The organism is Mycobacterium sp. URHB0021 (genome assembly GCF_054057895.1).
The window spans coordinates 2,801,823-2,823,341 of the sequence record NZ_JBSRZT010000002.1 but is presented as its reverse complement, the minus strand read 5'-3'; the positions used below and the strand labels follow the sequence as shown (position 1 = coordinate 2,823,341).

The window sequence follows — 21,519 nt, the reverse complement described above, 5'->3', positions numbered from 1 at the left end:
ACGACTCGCACGAACACTGGCCCTCCCTGTTTAGCCAGGTCGCGTTGGCTAACGGCCGACTGAGCGGCTGCACAGGTACCCTGCAGCCATGAGGTGGGCATGACCGATTCACCACGCCGGGACGGGCCCGATCCGACCCAACCGCTGGGCACCAACTACCCGGGGTACATCGACCCCGCGTACGCGAGCCAGGCGCCGTACGGACCCACCTACCAGGTACCCCCGGCATCCCAGCCCACCGAACGACTGCCCGCGTACGCGCCATACGGCTACGACCCATATGCCGCGGGCCAGTGGGGCCCGTCGGGCCCGTGGGGCGGCCCGCCGTATCCGCCGGGCGAACCGCCCGAGCAGCCTCCAGAGGGTCCGAAGTCGCCACGCTGGCTGTGGATACTTGCGGCGGTCGCGGTGCTGGCGGTCATCTGCCTGGTGATCGCGCTGGTGATCGTCAACAGCTCGCAACAGGACACCGTCGTCGCACCCCTGCCGTCTCTGCCGGAGCGGAGCTTCAGCACTCCGACTCCGACCACCACGTCGCCGGCGCCCACCGTGACCATCCCGATGCCGCCGCTGACCCCCAGGCCGCCGACCAGCGGCCCGGCCACCCCCGGCGCGACCGAGACCGTGATCTACAACGTCGAAGGCGACGGCCGGGCGATCAACATCACCTACGTCGACAGCGGCGGCGTGCTGCAGACCGAGTTCAACGTGATGCTGCCGTGGAGCAAGCAAGTCGAATTGACGAAGCCCGCCGGGGATTCGGCCAGTGTCAGCGTCATCAATGTGGGGCGTGAGGTGAGCTGCTCGATCACCGTCGACGGTGTTCAGGTCCAACAGCACACCGGCGCGGGGCTGACGATCTGCACCGGCACGGGTTAACCGGCCACGGTCCGCTGCGGCGCCGTCACCGCCAGCATCGCCAACAGGCCGCCGGTGAGGACGACGAGGATGCCTCCCATGCCCGCCCGGTCGGCGCCGAAGACCGTGATGAACGTGGAGAACAGAAAGGGCGCCAGATAAGAGACCGCGCGACCCGTGGTGGTGTACAGACCGAAGGCCATGCCCTCCTTTCCCTCCGCCGAAATGTGCAGCATCAATGTGCGGGCGGCCGACAGGGTCGGCCCGATGAACAGGCATAGCGTCAGCCCGCAGATCCAGAACGCCATTGGCCCGGACAGCACCATCAGCGTCGCCGCCACCGCGATCATCGCCGTCAGCGAGCCGACGATGACGGGTTTGGAGCCCACTCGGTCATCGAGCCTGCCACCCCCGACGGCCCCGACTGCGGCGATGACGCAGGCACTCATCCCGAACAGCAGCACATCGGCATCCGAGATGCCGTAGACGTTGACGCCCAGCACCGCGCCGAAGGTGAAGACGCCGGTGAGCCCGTCCCGGAAGACGGCACTGGCGAGCAGGTAATAGACGACATTGCGGTCGCGCCGCCATTCGCTGACCAGTTCGTCCCACAGTGTGCGGTACGCCCGAAACAAGCCGACCGGTTTTTCCCGCGCAAGTTCGGAATCCGGCGGCCGCACGCCGATCAGCAACGGCAGGGCGAACAACGCGAACCAGACCGCGGTCAACAGCATGGCCGCGCGCACGTTCTGGCCACCGGCGACCGGCAGCGACAACAGCCCTCGGGTGTCGCCGTCCCCCGAGATGAACCCGAGGTAGATGATCAGCAGGAGCACCACGCTGCCCAAATAGCCCATGCCCAAACCCATTCCGGATATCCGTCCGGAGGTCTGCGGCGTCGAGAGCTGTCGCAGCATGGCGTTATAGGGAACGCTGGCCAGTTCGTTGCACGCCGCGGTGCCCGCCAGCAGCAGCAGGCCCGCCCACAGGTAGCGGTGGTCGTCGCGGATCAGGCTCATCGAGATGGTCAGCACCACCACCACGGCCGTCAGCGCCGCGAGTACCCGGCGTCGGCGCCAGGGCGGATCGACCCACACCCCGGTGACCGGCGCGAGCAGGGCGACGGCCAACCCGGCCAGACCCAGCGCCCATCCGAGCCAGCTGGTGGGACTGGTGTCACCGGGCAGGTCATGGCCGACACCGTGGGTGAGATAGACGGAGAAGACAAACGTCACGACGATCGCGTTGACGCCCGTCGACCCGGTGTCCCACAGGGCCCAGGCCAGCACCGGTGACCGTCCTGCGCGGCGCGCGGACAGCCGCCTATCGCTCATGAGCGCCCACGATATAGTCCGCGCATGCCAGTACCCGCACCCAGCGCGGACGCCCGCGCCGTCGTCACCGGCGCCTCGCAGAACATCGGCGAAGCACTGGCCACCGAGCTCGCGGCCCGCGGACACCACCTGATCATCACGGCACGTCGCGAGGACGTGCTGACCGCGCTGGCGGGCAAGCTCACGGCGCAGTACGGGGTGACGGTCGAGGTTCGTCCGGTGGACCTCGCCGATCCGACCGAACGAACCAAGCTCTGCGACGAGTTGGCCGGCCGCAATATCTCCATACTGTGCGCCAACGCGGGAACCGGAACATTTGGTCCGGTGGCGAAGCTCGACCCCGGGGGCGAGAAGGCGCAGGTGCAGCTGAATGTCCTTGGGGTGCACGACCTTGTGCTGGCCGTCGTGCCGGGGATGGCCGCCCGCAAGGCCGGCGGGATCCTGATTTCCGGTTCGGCGGCGGGCAATTCGCCGATTCCGAACAACGCCACCTATGCCGCATCCAAGGCGTTCGTGAACACGTTCAGCGAGTCCCTGCGCGGCGAACTGAAGCGTGTCGGCGTGCACGTCACCCTGCTCGCACCGGGACCCGTGCGCGAGACGTTGCCCGACGCGGAACAGCAGTCGTTGGTGGAGAAGCTGATACCCGACTTCCTGTGGATCTCGACCGAGTACACCGCGAAGGTGTCGCTGGACGGGCTGGAGCGCAACAAGGCGCGCATCGTGCCGGGTGTGACGTCAAAGGCCATGTCGGTGGCAACCGGCTACACCCCGCGCGCCATCGTGGCGCCGATCGCCGGCGCGGTGTACAAGAAGCTCGGCGGCGACTAGCCCGTTTCGGCGGACACTACCGGCGCCTGCGGCCGGTGCCGAAGATGCTGCGGGTGATCTCGCGGCCGGCCACGGTGGCCGCCGACCGGATGAAGCTCCGGAAGGCCGAACTCTGCAGGACCTCCTGCACCATGCCGCCCTCCGCCGCACCGCGGCTCGTCAACTCTCCCGACGCGGTGGCGGCGCCGGGGACGTCAACCGGCGGCGGCAGCGGCGGCGCCGCTTCGGGCGGAGGCGCCAACCTGGCGTTGAGCCGCTCGTAGGCCGAGTCCCGATCGATCGTCTGGCCGTACTCGGCCTGCAGCGGGCTGGCCTTGGCCGCCGTGGCGATGGCCTCGGGGCCGATGGTGTCCATCAGCGAGCGGGGGGCCCGCATCCTGGTCCACGCGACCGGCGTGGGCGCACCCTTCTCCGAGAGCACGGTCACGACCGCCTCGCCGATGCCCAGCGAGGTCAGCGCCGACTCCAGGTCGTAGACGGTCGTTTTCGGGTACGTGCGCACCGTCTTGGACAAAGCCTTCTGGTCGTCGGGCGTGAACGCCCGCAGGGCATGCTGAATGCGCGCACCGAGTTGGCTCAGCACGTCGTTGGGCACATCGGTCGGCAACTGGGTGCAGAAGAAGACGCCGACGCCCTTCGACCGGATCAGCTTGACGGTCTGCTCAACCTGTTCCAGGAACGCCTTGGACGCATCGGTGAACAGCAGGTGGGCCTCGTCGAAGAAGAACACCAGCTTCGGCTTGTCGACGTCGCCGACCTCGGGCAGCGTGGTGAACAGATCGGCGAGCACCCACATCAGGAACGTCGAGAACATCACCGGCCTGGCGGCCTGGTTGCCGAGTTCGAGCAGGCTGATGACGCCGCGGCCCTGCGCATCCAGGCGCAGCAGATCCTTCGGCTCCAACTCCGGCTCGCCGAAGAAGGTGTCAGCGCCCTCGGCCTCCAGATTGACCAACGCACGCAGGATCACCCCCGCCGTCGTCGACGACACCGCGCCGAGCGCCTTCAACTCGGGCTTGCCCTCGTCGCCGGTCAGGTACTGGATGACCGCGCGCAGATCCTTCAGGTCCAGCAGCGACAGACCCTTCTGATCGGCCCAGTGAAAGATGAGCCCCAGGGTGGACTCCTGAGTAGCGTTGAGCCCAAGCACTTTTGACAACAGGATGGGCCCGAAGCTGGAGATGGTGGCTCGCACGGGAACGCCGATGCCCGACGTTCCCAGCGACAGGAACTCGACGGGGAACGCGGTGGGTGTCCATGAGTCACCGGTGTCCTCGGCGCGCTGTTCGGTCTTGTCATTCGTCGCACCCGGCCGCGACAGCCCCGACAGGTCCCCCTTGACGTCGGCCATCAACACCGGCACTCCCGCCGCCGACAACTGCTCGGCGATCACCTGCAGCGACTTCGTCTTGCCTGTGCCGGTGGCGCCGGCGACAAGGCCGTGCCGGTTAACGGTGGCGAGCGGAATGCGGACTTGCGCGGTGGGATCACAGGTCCCGTCCACGACGACGCTGCCCAGCTCCAACGCCTGCCCTTCGACGGCGTAACCTGCGGCGATCTGCTGTGCGGGGGAAGCTGTCGACTCAGTGGTCATGGCTGGCACCCTACTTGGGGGCCACGCCGACCGGGTGGGTGTGGGCTACCGACTGTCGGCCTTTGTCTTAATGTGAGCGCTGTGCGTGACGAACTGGTGTGGATCGACTGTGAGATGACCGGCCTGGACCTCAAAACAGACCGGCTCATCGAAATTGCGGTACTCGTCACCGACGCCGACCTCAACGTCCTCGGCGACGGGATCGACGTCGTGATCCACGCCGACGATGCCGCGCTTTCGTCGATGATCCCCGTCGTCACCGAGATGCACAGCCGCTCCGGCCTGACCGACGAGGTGCGGGCCTCCACCATCGGCATGGCCGAGGCCGAGGACCTCGTGCTCGACTACATCCGCGCCCACGTCAAGCAGGCCAAGACCGCTCCCCTGGCCGGCAACTCGATCGCGACCGACCGCGGGTTCATCGTGCGCGACATGCCCAAGCTGGACGACTACCTGCACTACCGGATGATCGACGTCAGCTCGATCAAGGAACTCTGCAGGCGCTGGTATCCGCGCATCTACTTCGGCCAGCCCGAAAAGGGGCTGGCACACCGCGCGCTCGCCGACATTCACGAGTCGATCCGCGAATTGAAGTACTACCGCCAGACCGCATTCGTTGCCCCACCCGGGCCGTCCACCAGCGATATCGCGGCCATCGCCGGGGAGCTCGGACCGCCGACCGGAACCTCAACGGCAACCGATTCGGCTGCCGAGCGTCCGAGCGGCTAATATCGACGACGCTGCGTATGCCTTCGGGCTCGGCAGCGATGGTGGCTGTAGTTCAGCTGGTAGAGCACCAGGTTGTGATCCTGGATGTCGCGGGTTCGAGCCCCGTCAGCCACCCGATACAGGTCAGGGAGCGTCACCGCTCCCTGACCTGTTTTTGGTGGGCGTGCCGATCAGATGGTGGCGTTGCCGGCCCGCCACTGTTCCCACGGGATGTTCCAGTCGCCCAGCCCGTCGACGCCGGGCAGGATCGATCCCACCGTGTTGACGATCTCGACCACGTCCCCGCGTTTGGAGTTGTCGTAGAACCACTGTCCGTTGGCGTTGCTCACGTTGATGCAGCCGTGGCTGACATTGCTGTAGCCCTGACTGCCCACCGACCACGGCGCGGCGTGCACGAAGATGCCGCTGTAGGAGATCTGGGTGGCCCAGTCCACCTCTGTGCGGTAGCCGTTCGGCGAATTCGACGGCACCCCATAGGTGGACGAGTCCATGATCATGTGGCTGAACCGGTCACCGACGATGTAGGTGCCGTTGTTGGTGGGCGTGCTGTTCTTGCCCATCGAGACCGGCATGGTCTTGATGATCTCGCCGTTGCGCTTCACGGTCATCGTCTTGGTGCTGTCGTCGACGGTCGTGATCACCTCGTCGCCGATGGTGAACCGGGTGCTGACGTTATCCTGCCCGAACAGCCCGTCGCCGAGGTCGACGCCGTAGCTGTTCACTGCGACCTCCACCGTGGTGCCGGGCTTCCAGTACGCCGCTGGGCGCCACCGCACCTCGCGGTTGCTCAGCCAGTAGAACGCACCCTGCACGGGCGGGTTGGACTTCACGGTGATGGCCTTCTCGGCGGCCTGGCGGTTCGGGATGTTCTCGTCGAACCGGACCGCGACGGGCTGACCCACGCCGACGACCTCACCGTCGTTGGGCAGCACGTAGGGCATCGTCAGGTTTTCCGGTGAATGCGTCTGGAACGACATCTGCTGGCGGGTGACGCCACCGAGACCCAGTGACTGCGCGCTCAGCGTGTAGCGCTTGTTGTAGTCGAGCGGCTCATTCGTGGACCAGGTCAGGCCGTCGGGGCTGAGCCTGCCCTCGACCTGGGTGCCTTCTGCGTTGACCATCGTCACCGCGCCCAGCACGCCGTCCTCGGCGCTGACGGTCACGGGCGAGTCCACGCTCACACCGACGGCGCCGTCCTTGACCGATGCCGTCAGTTTCGGCACGAGCAAATCCCCGAAGGGTGTGCCCTTGTCGGCGATCACCTCTGGTGGTGGCGGTGCGGAGTTACTGCTGCAGGCGCCGAGGCCGATCGCGAGTGCCGGAACGAGCATCAGGGTGATCCACCAGCGACGATTCGGGCGCCGGAGGCGCGCAGCCGCCGGCTGATGACGCGGACGGGTCACTGTTCGGACCTGCCACATTCTTTCTTCCACCTCGCAACCAATACTCACAGACAGACTGTCGGTGGCAACAGTCTAGGGGTTACTTCACCCCGCGGCGCCCTCACTGCGCCCGCGCTCCAGCCGCACCAAACGGAAGTGATTTCACGCCTCCCAGTGCGGCCTGTTATTGTCGCTCACGCGGCGCCGTTAGCTCAGTTGGTAGAGCAGCTGACTCTTAATCAGCGGGTCCGGGGTTCGAAACCCTGACGGCGCACCAGAACGCAATGCCGGGGCAACGCGCCGATCATGCGCTGTTCCTACTGCCTCATCCAGCGCGTCAGCCAACTGCCGAGATCCCTCCGCCCTGAGTCGACACCGCATGCGCAAATATGACTGCCTGCGATAAAGTACGCATAGCGTACTTTTATTGCGGGGGGGCCAGCATAAGCACTTCGACCATCGATGTGGACGCGCGGGCAATCGCGGCGCTCGGCCAGGCGCTGCTTACCTCGGCCTCCGCACGGCGGAGAGTCCTCGAGGTCGCAGCATGAAACGCTATCTGGCCGCCACCTTCGCGTCGCTGTGCTGTCGCAATTACCGGCTGTTCTTTCTCGGCCAGTCGGTGTCGGTGGCCGGAACCTGGATGCAGAGGATGGCACAGGGCTGGCTGGTGCTGGAGTTGACCGACTCGAGCGTCTGGCTTGGTGTCACGCTCGCTGCCCAGCAGCTGCCCACACTCATGCTGACGGCGTGGGGTGGCGTACTGGCCGACCGCTTCAGTAAGCGCAACATCTTGATCTGCACTGCGGTGGCCGCGATGATCCCTGCGCTACTGCTTGGCCTCCTCACCCTCACCGGACACGTCAATGTGCAGATCGTCCTTGCTCTCGTTCTCGCCGGCGGCGTCGGTGATGCATTGGAAAAGCCTGCGCGGCAATCCTTTCCGAGTGAATTGGTGCCCGCCGGCCGCCTCACGAATGCGGTGATGCTCAACAACGTGATGCAGGACACCGGAAAGGTGATCGGCCCCGCCATCGCAGGTGTGATGATCTCGGCGGTGGGGCTCCCGTACACCTTCTTGTTCAACGGGCTGTCCTATGTCGCCGTGATCGCAGGCCTGGTGCTGATGCGTACGCGCGAGCTGTTGGCTCCCGACCCGATCGCGCGTGGGCGAGGCCAATTGCGCGCCGGCCTTGCGTACGTGGGCACCACTCCCGAACTGCTCGGTCCGCTCGCCCTTCTGGCTTCGGTCGGTCTGGTGGCCTACAACTGGCAGCTCCTGCTCACGCTGTTAGGCCGCGACGTCTTCCACGGCGACGCTCGCATCGTCGGCTATCTGCTCGGCGCGCTCGGTGCCGGCTCGGTAATCGGTGGTCTCGCACTGGCAGGAGTGCTTCGCGCCACGATCGGGCGGATCATCGTCGCGGCCGCGACGCTGGCGATTCTCTTCATCGCCACCGGAGTCGCGCCGACGCAGGCTCTGGCTTTTGCCATGGTTTTCGGCCTCGGAGCGAGCAGCGTCCTGTTCAAATCGCTTGCCAGCACTTGGCTGCAACTGACAGCGGCACCGGAGATGCGTGGCCGCGTCTTGTCCCTTCTGGTCCTCGCCATTGCTGGAACCACACCGATCGGTGCACCGCTGATGGGCTGGCTCGCCGAACATGTCGGCACCAGGGCCACCTTTGTGGTGGCGGGTGCGCTGACCGCGCTCGCCGCGGCGCTGGCCTATCTGTACATGCGCCGGACGTCTATCCCCTCGACGTCCCGGATGGTGGCGGCCAAGTCGTCAGCGCACGATCCGATCGTGGACGCCGCTACCTAGCGACCTGGATCGCGGATGCTGCCGCTCATCGATCCAAGCCTCATCGCCCGATCTGGCGCCGATCCGTGCAGCCGCCCGATCTGAGGCGCTCGGGCCGGGTCTCGGGGAAGCGACGGTGAAGCCGGTCGATCAACCCGTGCGCTTCGTAGAGTTCGTGGCGCAGGCTGGCGACCCGCCGCCGCGCGACCACCGCCGCGTGACCCTGCACCCGCCTGGTGCGATTCTCCGCCGACTCCACTTTCTTGGAGATCTCGTCGACGTGAGCATGCAGCGACTGCAGTAGTTCCCTCGCCTGGGCGGCGTCGGCATCATCGGTCACAGCGGCATCATCGCACCGACGGCGATGTTGCGCGCGACCGGGTGACCTCAGCAAATCGGTCGCCGCTACGTCGACGCCCGTTCGGCAAACAGCCAACTCACGAGCGACCATTACCGCGCCGGTGGGCACGGCTGTCGCGTATCCACCGATATGCTCGCCGACGTCCGGCACGACCCGACCCGGCGTTGCCGCTGACGGATACGTAAATTATTCGCTGATCGGCGCATCGGCCCGGTAGGAAATGTGCTGGAAGTAACATAAAGCTCCTTATGGTGCGCATTCGACAGCGCTACGTTGCGTTGCGGAAGTAATTCCGGGCATCAACAGTTGTGGTTTTAAGCTGCGGCTGAAAGGGTACGAGTGCTAGAGTTCGGTTAGCTGACGCCCGTCCAGGGCGTCACAAGGAAGCACTAGGAAGCACGGATCGAGGAATTAGCTGATGGCGGCGGCAGCGGGCCCTTTCCCGAACGGTGCGTCCGGTGCGCACGGATCCGGCGAGGTAACTACGCAGGCGCCGCTTGCGGTCTACAGCTGTAACCGCCTCGGCCGTGTGGCTAATCCCCCCGGCTTCTCGCTTTCCGACTGGTTCCGATCCGGGCGCCGCCGCAGAATCGGCCCCGTCAGCGCTGCCTGATCCGGCGCACGAACACCACGACAACGACCGCTCCCACGCCCGCCAGCGAGACCGCGACGGCCGGCTTCTTGACGAACCGCACCACCGCGAACTTGATGTCATCGGCGATCCTGCGCGGGTTGGCGCGTTCGGCGAGGGAATCCACGGTGGAGGCCAGCTGATCGCGAGCCTGATCGATGTCCTGCTTGATGGTCTCGGGATCCCGATCCGCCACTGTCGCCTCCAAGCCGCTTCAAGTCCGACGTCCTGCCGCACTACCCTAGATCAGCCGACGCCATCCGATCGCGCCGGTCGAGAAGAAGGGTTATTCAACCGCATGCCAGAAACCTCGCGCCTCGAAGTCGGCGACACGGCGCCGGCGTTCAGCCTGCCCGATGCCGACGGGAACACGGTGAAGCTGTCCGACTTCAAGGGACGCAAGGTCATCGTGTACTTCTATCCCGCGGCCTCGACCCCGGGTTGCACCAAGGAGGCCTGCGATTTTCGCGACAACCTGGGTGATCTCAACGACGCCGGTCTCGACGTCGTCGGCATCTCGCCCGACAAGCCCGCCAAGTTGGCCAAGTTCCGCGATGACCAGAAGCTGACGTTCCCCTTACTGTCCGATCCGGACCGCGGCGTGCTCACTGCTTGGGGCGCCTACGGCGAGAAGACGATGTACGGCAAGACCGTTCAGGGCGTCATCCGCTCGACGTTCGTCGTCGACGAGAAGGGCAAGATCGAGGTAGCGCAATACAACATTCGCGCCACCGGTCATGTCGAAAAGCTACGGCGCGACCTGTCCGTCTAGGTGGTCGGTTCGACGCGCAAGCGCTCATCGCCGCCGAGATTCGCGAGCAGCAGCGCCTCCGCGGTGGCTGCTCGCTCCAGCACCCGCAGGTCCAGGCTCTCGTTGATGCTGTGCGCCTGCGTCTGCGGGTCCTCGACGCCGGTCACCAGTACCTCCGCGTCCGGAAATGCCGCGGCGATCTCGGCGATGAAGGGGATCGAGCCGCCGACGCCGGTGTCGACCGGTTCGTTGCCCCACGCCTGCCTGAAGGCGGCGCGCGCGGCGTCGTAGACGGCACCGTCGGCGTCGATGGCGTACGGCTGCCCGACGTCACCCGGGGTCACGGTCACCTGCGCACCCCACGGTGCGTGCTGTTCGAGATGACGCGTCAATGCGGCGAGATGCTCCCGCGCGTCACCGCCAGGAGCGACTCGCATGCTGACCTTCGCCGTGGCACGTGGGATCAACGTGTTCGATGACCGCGCGATCGGCGTGGTGTCGATACCGATGACCGTGATCGACGGCTTCGCCCAGAGCCGTTGCGTCACAGTGCCGGATCCGATTTCGGAGACACCGTCGAGCAGGCCTGCCTCCTCGCGCACTCGCTCGGCCGAGTAATCGATGTCGGCCACTTCACCCTGATGCAGCCCGGCCACCGCGACGTTCCCGTCATCGTCGTGCAGGCTGGCCAGCAGACGGATCAGGACGGTCAGCGCATCGGGCACCACGCCGCCCCACAGGCCCGAGTGCAACCCGTGGTCCAGCGTGGCGACCTCGACCACGCAGTCGGCGAGGCCGCGCAACGACACCGTCAGCGACGGCACGTCGGTGCTCCAGTTGTCCGAGTCGGCGATCACGATCACATCGCAGGCGAGTGTGTCGCGGTGCGCCGCCAACAACCGAGGCAGTGACGGCGAGCCCGACTCCTCCTCGCCTTCGACGAACACGGTCACTCCTACGGGCGGTTTGCCGCCATGCGCCCGGAATGCGGCCAGATGCGTTGCGATACCGGCTTTGTCGTCGGCGCTGCCGCGGCCGTACAGGCGTCCGTTACGCACTGTCGGCTCGAACGGTGCGGTATCCCACTGCCCGTGGTCGCCCTCGGGTTGGACATCGTGATGGGCGTACAGCAGCACCGTCGGTGCGCCCGGCGGAGCCGGATGCCGGGCGATGACGGCGGGAGCGCCGCCCTCGCTGACGATCTGGACATCATCGAACCCCGCCGCGGACAACAGCTTTGCCACCGCGTCGGCGCTGCGCTGCACTTCGCCGCGCCGGGACGGGTCGGCCCACACCGATTCGATCCGGACCAGGTCCTCCAGATCACGACGCACCGCGGGCAGCACCTCGCGCACGCGCTCCACCAAATCGCTCATGGAGCCGAGGCTATCTCTCCTCGAGGATCGCCACCGCCGCGGCTGTGTCCGCCTCATGAGTCAGCGAAAGGTGAATCGTCACGTCCTTCAAGTGCTCGGCGATCGCACCGGTGAGCCGCACCTTCGGCCGTCCCCACATATCGGTGACGACCTCGATATCGCGGTGAATGCCCTCGGGCAGCATCGGCCGCTTCGAAAACCGTGAACCCGACCACGCCTTGATGACGGCTTCCTTGGCTGCCCACCGCGCCGCCAGATGCCGCGCGGCCGACGAACTCTTGTCGGCGGCATCACGACGCTCACCGGGGGTGAACGTCTCGGCGAACACGGTGCCGGGCTGGTCGACCTGTTCGGCGAAATCGGGAATGGAGACCAGATCGATCCCCACCCCGACTACCGCCATGGCCGCAACGCTATCTCACACCCCCGGCCGGACATACACATCGTCGTCGCCGAGCCGGGCGTTCGGGTCGAGTAGCATCTCGGCCTCCTGCCGCTTCTCCGGCGCCTCTGCGCTGAACCGTCGGTCGGCCGGCTTCTCGTAGAGCGGCCGCCCGCCGGCGATCGCCGCCGCCAGCCTGCGCTGGCCCGCCAGCACCCGAGCGTCCGCCCGCTTCTTGTAGTCATCGCGTTCCTGCGGGCTGAGCGCGGCCAGGAAGGCCTGCGGGTGCACGAGCGCGACCAGACCGGAGACGTGGCCGAATCCGAGGCTGGTGACCAGGCCGGCCTTCAGCGGGAACTGCTCTCCCAGTCGCAGGGTGTCGCGCACCCAGACCAGGTGAGCGGCGCCGTCGAGTTCGTCGTCGACGCAGTCCAGGCTGCGGTTCGGCGGAATCACACCGTCGCGCAGGATCTGGCACAGCCCCATCATCTGGAATGCCGCGGCACCGCCCTTGCTGTGACCCGTCAGGCTCTTCTGCGAGACCACGAACAGCGGTGCGCCCGGCGAGCGCCCCAGCGAATCGGCGAGCCGCTCGTGCAGTTCGGTCTCGTTCGGATCGTTGGCCAACGTGGAGGTGTCGTGCTTGGACACCACCGCGATGTCGTCGGGTCCGACGCCGAGCTTGGCCAGCGAGCGCGCCAACTGCGAATCCCGGCCGCCGCGACCGGCGCTCAGCGCACCGAGCCCCGGAGCGGGGATCGACGTGTGCATGCCGTCACCGAACGACGACACGTAGCCGATCACCGACATCACCGGCAGACCCATCTTCAGCGCGAGATCGCCACGGGCCAGCAGGAGGGTGCCACCGCCCTGCCCCTCGACGAATCCGAGCCGGCGACGGTCATTGGCCCGCGAGAACTTCGAGTCGCTGATGCCCTTGGCGCGCATCACCTCGGTATCGGCGGTGGCCGACATGTCACCGAATCCGATGATCGCCTCGAGCGTCAGGTCGTCGTAGCCGCCCGCGACCACGAACTCGGCCTTGCCGAGCCGGATCTTGTCGACGCCCTCCTCCACCGACACCGCGGCCGTCGCGCATGCGCCGACGGGGTGGATCATCGCGCCGTAGCTGCCGACGTAGGACTGAACCACGTGTCCGGCAAAGACGTTCGGCAGGACCTCCTGCAGGATGTCGTTCGGCTTGTTCCGGCCCAGCAGGTTGCCGTGGTACATCGTCTGCATCGACGTCAGGCCACCCATGCCGGTGCCCTGAGTGCTGGCGACCAGGCTGGGGTGCACCCAGCGCATCAACTCTGTCGGGCTGAACCCGGCGGAGAGGAACGCGTCGACCGTCGTGACGAGGTTCCACAGTGCGACACGGTCGATCGAGCTGACCATGTCCTGGCTGACGCCGTACACCGTCGGGTCGAATCCCGTCGGGATCTGCGCGCCCACGGTCCGCGACAGCTTCACCTTGCGCGGCACCCGGATCTCGGTGCCCGCCTTGCGAGTCACCTGCCAGTCGGCACTGTCCGGCACCGGCGCGATGACCGTGTGCTCCGGGTCGAATTGGACGAATGCCCGCGCGTCGGCCTCCGAGGACACCACGAACGTGAAGTCCTTGTCCAGGAACACCGAGACCAGCAGCGGCGCTGCGTGATCCGGGTCGATCGCACCGTCGTCGACCAGCTCGCGAATGCCCACCCGCTCGACGACCACATCGTGGTAACGCTCGACCAGTTCGCCCTCGTCGACCAGGTCACCGGTGTCGGTGTCGTACCAGCCCGGCGTGGGATCGTCCTCCCACTTGACGAGCCCGGTGGTCCAAGCGAGCTCGAGGACACCCGCGGCCGACAGCTCGTTGTCGGTCTCCATCTCGAAGCGGGTGCGCGACGACCCGTACGGTCCCAGTTCGGCACCGCCGACGATGACGACCAGATCGGCCGGATCGACGTCCAGGTCCTCCCAGGCCGGTGCCGGTGCGGCCTTGTAACCGCGTGGCGGCGACGGGAGCGCCCGGATCGTTCCGTGCTCCTGCTCCTCGTCTACGCCGCCCTTTCCGGTCTCCAGCATCTCCTCACGCGCCTTGGCGGCCAGCTCGGACATGTCGAGATCGACCTCGGCCAGGCCACCGGTCAGGTCCACCTCCAGCGGTTCACGCGCCGCGGCGACCTTGGACTCGATGCCGCAGAGATCGAGCAACATGCGGGCCATCTCGTCGGTGGTGTACGTGGTGACGCCGGCTTCCTCGACCGCGCCGACGATGGCGTCGTTGTGACCCATCAGGCCGGTGCCCTTGGTCCAGCCGATCAGCGCGTGCGCCAACGAGACTCGCTGCGACCACGACGACTCCGCCTTCCAGCGTGACACCACCGCGTCGAGCGCGGACTTGGCCTCGCCGTAGGCGCCGTCGCCACCGAACATGCCGCGGTTCGGCGACCCGGGCAGCACCACGTGCAGCCGGGCGGCGATGTCCCGCTCGGCACCGATGTGCGAGAGGCCGCCGATCAGCCGCTGCACGGCCCACAAAAGCACCTTCATCTCCATCTCGGCGCGCGAACCGGCGTCGGACAGATCACCCGCGACCCGCGGTGCTGCGAATGGGAACAGCAGCGTCGGAGTCTGGGCATCCTTGAGGTGAATCGATTGCGGCCCAAGGCTTTCGGTCTGCTCACTACCCACCCACGAGACCAGCGCGTCGATGTCGGTGTAGGACGCCATGTTGGCGGGCACCACCCACAGCTTGGCGCCGAACCGGGCATTGTCGCGGTACAGCGTGCGGTAGAAGGCCAGTCGGTCATCGTCGAGCTTGGACGTGGTCGCGACGACGGTCGCACCCCCATCGAGCAGTTGAGCGACGACCGACGCGGCGATCGAACCCTTCGATGCGCCGGTGACGACCGCAACCTCGTCGTGGTAGCAGCCCGTACCCGGGTTCTCGGCTCCGGCCGCGGCGCGGCCGTACAGCGAGGCGTGCACATTGCGGCCGGCGGCCAGCGCCTTGCCCTGCCACCAAGTGGCCTGGGTGCCGACGATGTGCCCGGCGCCCTCGAAGCGCTCGGACAGTCGCGGCCAGTCCGCGTCGACCTCACTCTCATCGAGCAACCAGAGCTTGGCCAGATCCTCACGGGCACTCGCCCAGCGGTCGTCGAACAGCACCGCCTTGCGGCCGTCGAACACCGGCGCCACCAAACGCGGCCAGTCCGAACCGAGTTCGGCGGTCACCAGGTCGATGAGCTCGGCATCGGTGGCAGCTTCGGGAGTGCTGACCGGGGCGTCGTGCCCGAGCTGATTCAGAATCATGCGGGCAGCCGAGGCCAGCACGCCGTCACGACCGGTGACCGTCTCGGCGAACTCTCCCAGCGCGGCGGAGTCCACCACGCCGCCGCCACCGCCTGCGGCCGAGGGCAGCGAGACCGGAACCCCTTGCCTGGCACCCACCGCGGTGACTGCGGCGTCGATCACCTTGTCGACCGTCGCTGCATCGGCCAGCGCACCGTCGTGCAGTCCACCGAGCCCACCGCCGCGGACACTGGAACCCTCGCGGGTGCCCAGCGCCACCTCGACCGTCACGTGCTTGACCCAGCCTGCGCCGAGCTCCCAGGTCTTGGTGACCCGTTCGGCGATGTATGCGGGACGCTTGCCCGACGGGCCGAGCACCGTGCGCAGCTGATCGTTGATCGCGTCGGAAAGCACCGGGCCGAAAGGCTTGTAGGTCCGGGCCAGCTTGGTGACCTGTCCCTTCAGCCCGGCCAGGTCGGCCTCGGCGGCACCGTCGATGGCGCCGAGGTTCAGCTCCGAACCCAGGTCCACCAGCAGCTGGTTGCGTCGCGACGACGCACCGTCGGTGATCGACTCGATCGAATCCAGTGGCTCGATCTGATCCATCCGCATCTTGGCCGACAGCGCGATCAGCGCCATGGTGGCGTCGGCCGCGGTGTAGCCGAGGTCGTCCGGACGCGGGCCGCCGCTGGGAGCGACGGGCGCGGCCGGTGCCGCGGGAGCGGCCGGCGCGGGCGCGGCGTCGGCGACCGGTGCCGGCGAGTCGTGCTCTTCCGCATCCGGCTCGGGATCGGTGTCCGTGGCGAACAACACCGCGGCGTCACGCTCGGAGTTCAGCACTTCGGTTGTGCTGTGCGAGTATTCGGGCAGTTTCAGCGTGTTCGTCGCCAGGCCGGCGACGGTCGGCGCCGATTTGACGCCGATCTCGACGAACCGCTCGATGCCCAGACCGCCGGCGGCCTCCTCGATGAAGAGCAGATCCTGGGTCTCGATCCAGCGCACCGGGCTGGCGAACTGCCAGGCCAGCAGCTCGATGACGACCTTGCGGCACAGCTCGGCCGGCCTCTCGTTACGCCAGGTGTCGTAGTCGGCGAGGATCTCGTCCAGCGGCTCGGCGGGCACCAGATCGCGGATCTCCTGGATGAAGTCGCGATCCAGCGTGAACGGCCTCGGCACCAGGTTCGGGATGTACTTGCCGACGATGAGTTCCGGATTCTGATCGCGTGGCATGACGCGCTCCAGGGACCGGCGGAAGTCGGCCACACCGACCCGCAGCACCGAGGAGTGGAACGGTACGTCGATGCCGGGCACCAGGATGAACGAGCGCTTGCCGCCACTGATCTCGCGGCGCTTCTCGACCTCTTCCTCCAGTACCTCCAGGCCACGCACGCTGCCGGCGATCGCGTACTGCGAGCCACGCAGGTTGTAGTTGACGATCTGCAGGAATTCACCGGTGCGCTCGGAGATGCCGTCGATGAACGCCGGAACGTCGGCGTCGTCGAGATCGATCTGCGACGGCCGGATCGCGGCCAGCCGGTAGTTGGACCGGCCCATGTGGTCACGCGGAACGATGTCGTGCATCTTGCTGCCCCGGTGGAACACCACCTCCAGCAACGCCTCGAGTTCGTAGACGCCGCTGACGCAGGCCAGGGCCGTGTACTCCCCGACGGAGTGACCGCAGGCGATCGCCCCCTCGACGAAGGCGCCCTGCTCCCGCATCTCGGCGACCTGTGCGGCCGCCACCGTCGCCATGGCGACCTGGGTGAACTGGGTCAGATACAGCACACCCTCGGGATGCTGATAGTGCACGCCGCTGGCGATCAGGCTGGTCGGGTTGTCGCGCACCACGTGAAGCACTGAGAATCCCAGGGTTTCACGGGTGAACTTGTCGGCGGTGTCCCACACCTTGCGGGCCGCCTTCGAGCGGGCGCGCACCTCCATACCCATGCCCTTGTGCTGGATGCCCTGGCCGGGGAAGGCGTAGACGGTCTTCGGTGCGGCGAGTTGCGCGGTCGCCGACATCACGAGTTCGTTGTCGACCTTGGCGGTGACCTCGATGATCTCCGCACCACGGTCGATGCCGACCCGGTCGACCCGGAAGTCGATTTCGTCGCCGGGCAGCACCATGCCCAGGAATCGTGACGTCCAACCCACCAAACGGGCGGGCGGAGTTGCCCTGCCGTCGGTCGCGGTCACCACGTGCTGGGCGGCTGCGGAGAGCCACATGCCATGCACGATGGGCGATTTCAGGCCGGCCAGCAGTGCCGCGGCCCGGTCGGTGTGGATCGGGTTGTGATCACCCGAGACGACCGCGAAGGCGCTCATATCGGTGGGCGCACTGACCGTGACGTCGCGGCGGCGGCGCCGTGGCGTGTCGGTGGCGTTGTCGGTGATCGCCCCGCCGGCGCGCAGCGGATCGGCGAGCTCGGCCCCGCCGGTGCGGCCGCGGATCGCGAACCGCTCCTCGAAGCGTGCTACGAGTGTGCCCTCGGCGTCGGCGATGGTCACCTCGACCGGGATGACGCGGCCGTACTCGGTGTCGGTGGCCGCCGAAGCCGTTGCGGTGACGGCTAATTCGGCCTTGGACTTCGGCATCGGGGCGAGCAGGTGGGCGGCGTGATCCAAGTGGACCAGGCTCAGCAGCCCCTCGATGACGGGGAAGCCGTCGTCGGTCACGGCCGAACCGATGGCGGCGAACACCGCGGGCCAGCAGTCGCCGACCAGCGCATCGGGCGCCAGAGTCAGGCCCGGCGCCAACGGGGCGCCGAAGGTGGCGGTCACCCCGGTGTGGTCGGCGACCTTCTCGGGATCCCAACCGACGGTGACGGTCGCGGTGTTGTCCTTAACCGGCGGCAGGTCGTCGGGGCCGTCGACGCCTGCGGCAATCGCGAGCACCGAGCGCATCGCGGTCGCCGCGTCTTCGACGGTCACCACGGGCATTCCGCCGTCGACCGTGCAGGACGGCAGCGTGAACGGGATGTTGATCCAGGTATCCGACAGTGGCACGCTCAACGTCACGCTGTCGCCGGCGCGCTCCAGCCGGGCGCCCGTGGACGGGTGTGTGGCACTGCGGTTTTCGTTGACCTGCCACTCGTCCGGGGCACCGATCCGGTGGACCGGGTTGATGGCGGTGCGTCCGGCCCACCGCACGTCGGGCGAATCGAGGACGACGGCCAGCGGACCGGTCACGTCGATCCGGGCCTGGCGGCGCGACACCACCGGTGTCGGCTCGCCGCCGGCAGCGATCACCTCGTCGATCGAGGCCTGCTCGAAGCGGTCCAGCAACTCGCCGACAGGCTCGTCGACGCGGGTGATCCCGGCGACCGCCTGCGTGCCGGGGATGATGCACACCTGGTCGGCGGTGTAGCGCGCGTCGTGTGCCTGCCACAGCGAGTCGCTGCGCCACCAGCGCCGCACATCCTTGTCGATCACGGGCACGAAGTTGACCGGCTTGCCGGGCGTCTTGCACAGCGTGATGAAGAACGGGACATCGGCCGGATGCAGCTTGACGGCCTCGGCATCGGCGTAGCGCGACGCCAGTGCGGCGATCGCCTGATCCGGATTCTCCAGCAGCGCTTCGTCATCGAACAACGTCTCGATCGGTCCGGAGTCCTGCGGATGCAGCCGGGCCTCGGCACGCTTGAGCATGTCGGCGAACCGGTCCCGCCAGGTATCGGCCAGCCACGGGCTGCCCGGCGATGCGGTATCGGCGGTGGTGTTGCCGTCACCGATCGCCAGTTCGACGTAGCGCTGCAGCCACTGCAGGTAGGTCATGTCCCCGACGTCGCCGAAGTACGGCTTGGCGGTGTTCGCCATCGCGGCGATCAACTCGTTGCGGCGGGCTGCCACGGCCTCGGCGTCACCGGCGACCTCGTCGAGCAGTCGGCCGCACCGCGATGCCGTGTTGTCGATCTCGTGAATGTCGGCACCGAGCTGGCTGCGGCTGGAAGCCATGCCGCCCTGGGCCTTTCCGGCGCTGATCCAGTGGTCAGTGCCGGTCGTGTCGACCAGCATCTGCTTCACCGACGGCGAGGTGGTCGCCTCGAGGGTGGCCATCGCGGCCGTGCCCACCAGGATGCCGTCGACCGGCATGAGCGGGAAACCGTACTGCTCGGCCCACCGGCCGGACAGGTATCCGGCGGCACGTTCGGGTGTGCCGATGCCGCCGCCGACGCAGATGGTGATGTTGGCGCACTTACGGAGTTCGCCGTAGGTCGAGACGAGCAGATCGTCGAGGTCTTCCCACGAGTGGTGGCCGCCGGCGCGGCCGCCCTCGATGTGCACGATGACGTCGCGCTCGGGGACCTCGGCCGCGATCTTGATGACGGACTTGATCTGGTCGACCGTGCCCGGCTTGAACACGACATAGCTGATGCCGATCGAGTTGAGCTCGCCGATCAGCTCGACGGCCTCCTCGAGATCGGGGATGCCCGCCGACACCACGACGCCGTCGATCGGTGCACCCGACTGACGGGCCTTCTGCACCAATCGCTTCCCGCCCACCTGCAGCTTCCACAGGTAAGGATCGAGGAACAGCGAGTTGAACTGGATCGCACGCCCCGGCTCGAGCAGTTGAGTCAGTTCCTCGATGCGCGCGTCGAAGATGGGCTCGGTGACCTGGCCGCCGCCCGCAAGCTCGGCCCAGTGGCCGGCGTTGGCCGCGGCCGCCACGATCTTGGCGTCCACGGTGGTCGGCGTCATGCCGGCCAACAGGATCGGCGAACGTCCGGTGAGGCGGGTGAACTTGGTCGACAGCTTGACCGAGCCGTTGGGCAGCGTGACCGCCGACGGCGCGTAGCTCGACCAGGCCGGCGCGATCTCGGGAGCGGCGCCGACGGTGAACAGGTTGCGCTGACCGGCCCGGGTGGCGGCGGGCACGATACCGACGCCGAGGCCGCGGATGACCGGCGCGGTGACACGGGTGATGGTGTCGCTGGGGCCGAGGTCGATGATCCACTCAGCACCCGAGTCATGCAGGCCGCTCGACCTCACCGACCCAGTCGATGGGTTCTGTGTAGATCGACTTGGTGAGCCAGTGCAGCAGCTCACGGTCGAGCCCGAGCTTGCTTCCCCAGCCATCGACGACGTCGACACCGTCGGCCAGGCGCGGGGTGTGGAAGCCGACCTCCACCTGGACCCCGTTGAACACAGGGCTGAAGACTGCGCCCCCGCGCGTCTTGTTCTTGCGCTCGGCCTCTTCCTTCTCGGTGATCTTGCTGCAGTACAGCTCGAAGCGGGCCAGCTGTTCGGGCGTGCCGGTGATGACCACCGACCGACGCCCGTTGCGGATCGAGAGGATCGGCGGCAGCACGGTGCGAACATCGGTGGAGAAGTCTTCGAGCAGTTCGGCGATGCGCTGGGGATCGGCGTTGGTGATGGACACCATCGGGGACTTGTCGCCCCGCCCGACCATGCCGCGCCTGCGCGAGATCAGCGAACCCGCGGCACCGATCAGCTGCGACATCGCCAGAATCTCGGCATCCCGCGCACCGTTGGCCTTCAATGCCTCGCAGGCGAAGATGCCCTGCGAGTGACCGGCCATGGCGACCGGCGGGGTGCCCGCCAGATCAAGCCCCTGGCGCGTCACGGCGCGGATGGCGGCCATCTGGGCCAGCAGGATGCCGGGGCCGGAGATGGCGGCGGTGATCAGCTGCTTGGAGGTGGGCAGTGGCTCTTCGGCGGCCAGGGCACGCACCCACTGCATGGGCTGGAAGCCGATCGGTCGCACCACGACCAGTTCGCGGGCCACCGGCTGGAGCAGCAGTTCGGCCTCGCCGACGACCTCGCTCAGCTCCGATTCGATGCCGGCCGAGCTGACGAGCTCCTCGAGGTTCTCCAGCCAGGCGCCGCCCTGACCGCCGAACGCGACGGCGTACGGCTCACCGGCATTCAAACGATCCACGAGGGCGGCGTGGCCTGCCAACGCGTCACTCTGCTCGCGGGTCTCGCTGATGCGGTCGGTGGACACACGGCGCTGCTCATTGATCGTCACGTCTTGTTATCTCCCTCGGTACGTCTCGCGCGTTGCGTTTCGTTCGTCTTGTGGGCTGGTGTGTGTGAAGCTCGACGACCTGCGCTCCCCTGCGGAGGTCATCTCGATTCTTCGTCGAATCACGGGCTGGCTTCGGGCGCATCCGGCGCCGCGTGGCCACTCCAGCTGTACTAAGAGTGTCATAAGGAACGACACCATCTTCACGCCCGAAATGG

At 67.3% G+C, this 21,519-nt stretch carries 12 protein-coding genes, 2 tRNA genes and 1 pseudogene; 7 read left to right on the top strand and 8 right to left on the bottom strand.

Translation table 11 applies throughout. The features are described 5' to 3' along the window. The first annotated feature begins 99 nt into the window (after positions 1-99). Positions 100-879 carry an MmpS family transport accessory protein gene (locus ACVWWN_RS16195; RefSeq protein WP_457144788.1) on the top strand — a complete coding sequence of 260 codons (780 nt, stop codon included), beginning with the start codon at positions 100-102 and terminating at the stop codon, positions 877-879. Here the strand turns inward: ACVWWN_RS16195 and ACVWWN_RS16190 are convergent. Then, a complete protein-coding gene (locus ACVWWN_RS16190; protein WP_457144787.1) occupies positions 876-2,192 on the bottom strand; it encodes an MFS transporter in 1,317 nt (438 codons plus the stop codon). The genes ACVWWN_RS16195 and ACVWWN_RS16190 overlap by 4 nt on opposite strands. Before the next feature lie 24 nt (positions 2,193-2,216). Between ACVWWN_RS16190 and cmrA the strand changes: the two genes are divergently transcribed. Next, entirely contained in the window at positions 2,217-3,023 is an 807-nt protein-coding gene (gene cmrA, locus ACVWWN_RS16185) for a mycolate reductase CmrA (protein ID WP_457144786.1), read from the top strand. Between the two features lie 16 nt (positions 3,024-3,039). Here the strand turns inward: cmrA and ACVWWN_RS16180 are convergent, their stop codons facing one another. Next, positions 3,040-4,617 (bottom strand): helicase HerA-like domain-containing protein, encoded by a 1,578-nt coding sequence (locus ACVWWN_RS16180; RefSeq protein ID WP_457144785.1) that lies wholly within the window; start codon positions 4,615-4,617, stop codon positions 3,040-3,042. An 81-nt stretch (positions 4,618-4,698) separates the two neighbouring features. Between ACVWWN_RS16180 and orn the strand changes: the two genes are divergently transcribed. Beyond that, positions 4,699-5,346, top strand: a complete 648-nt coding sequence (gene orn, locus ACVWWN_RS16175; protein WP_457144784.1) for an oligoribonuclease — start codon at positions 4,699-4,701, stop codon at positions 5,344-5,346. Between the two features lie 41 nt (positions 5,347-5,387). Next, a tRNA-His gene (locus tag ACVWWN_RS16170) sits at positions 5,388-5,460 on the top strand. A 56-nt stretch (positions 5,461-5,516) separates the two neighbouring features. On the opposite strand, the gene ACVWWN_RS16165 is transcribed toward ACVWWN_RS16170, so the two are convergent. After that, entirely contained in the window at positions 5,517-6,767 is a 1,251-nt protein-coding gene (locus ACVWWN_RS16165) for a L,D-transpeptidase (protein ID WP_457144783.1), read from the bottom strand. Between the two features lie 162 nt (positions 6,768-6,929). Between ACVWWN_RS16165 and ACVWWN_RS16160 the strand changes: the two genes are divergently transcribed. Together ACVWWN_RS16160 and ACVWWN_RS16155 are read left to right on the top strand one after the other, a co-directional pair. Beyond that, positions 6,930-7,005, top strand: a tRNA-Lys gene (locus tag ACVWWN_RS16160). Positions 7,006-7,275: 270 nt separating this feature from the next. After that, positions 7,276-8,550, top strand: a complete 1,275-nt coding sequence (locus ACVWWN_RS16155) for an MFS transporter (protein WP_457144782.1) — start codon at positions 7,276-7,278, stop codon at positions 8,548-8,550. 40 nt (positions 8,551-8,590) lie between these two features. Here the strand turns inward: ACVWWN_RS16155 and ACVWWN_RS16150 are convergent, their stop codons facing one another. Together ACVWWN_RS16150 and ACVWWN_RS16145 are read right to left on the bottom strand one after the other, a co-directional pair. Further along, complete coding sequence (locus ACVWWN_RS16150; protein ID WP_457144781.1) at positions 8,591-8,869, bottom strand: hypothetical protein; 279 nt, start codon at positions 8,867-8,869, stop codon at positions 8,591-8,593. A gap of 620 nt (positions 8,870-9,489) precedes the next feature. Continuing rightward, positions 9,490-9,717 (bottom strand): DUF3618 domain-containing protein, encoded by a 228-nt coding sequence (locus ACVWWN_RS16145; protein WP_457144780.1) that lies wholly within the window; start codon positions 9,715-9,717, stop codon positions 9,490-9,492. A 102-nt stretch (positions 9,718-9,819) separates the two neighbouring features. Between ACVWWN_RS16145 and bcp the strand changes: the two genes are divergently transcribed. Continuing rightward, positions 9,820-10,293, top strand: a complete 474-nt coding sequence (bcp, locus tag ACVWWN_RS16140; protein WP_457144779.1) for a thioredoxin-dependent thiol peroxidase — start codon at positions 9,820-9,822, stop codon at positions 10,291-10,293. On the opposite strand, the gene ACVWWN_RS16135 is transcribed toward bcp, so the two are convergent. From ACVWWN_RS16135 to ACVWWN_RS16125, 3 genes and pseudogenes are all read right to left on the bottom strand, one after another. After that, positions 10,290-11,705 carry a M20/M25/M40 family metallo-hydrolase gene (locus ACVWWN_RS16135; RefSeq protein WP_457144778.1) on the bottom strand — a complete coding sequence of 472 codons (1,416 nt, stop codon included), beginning with the start codon at positions 11,703-11,705 and terminating at the stop codon, positions 10,290-10,292. The genes bcp and ACVWWN_RS16135 overlap by 4 nt on opposite strands. Further along, the gene (acpS, locus tag ACVWWN_RS16130) at positions 11,659-12,051 is read right to left on the bottom strand and encodes a holo-ACP synthase AcpS (RefSeq protein ID WP_457144777.1); all 393 of its coding nucleotides are present in this window, start codon (positions 12,049-12,051) and stop codon (positions 11,659-11,661) included. The genes ACVWWN_RS16135 and acpS overlap by 47 nt, the downstream gene beginning before the upstream one ends. A 15-nt stretch (positions 12,052-12,066) precedes the next feature. Beyond that, a pseudogene (locus ACVWWN_RS16125) lies at positions 12,067-21,304 on the bottom strand (fatty acid synthase subunit beta domain-containing protein). Between the last annotated feature and the right edge of the window lie 215 nt (positions 21,305-21,519).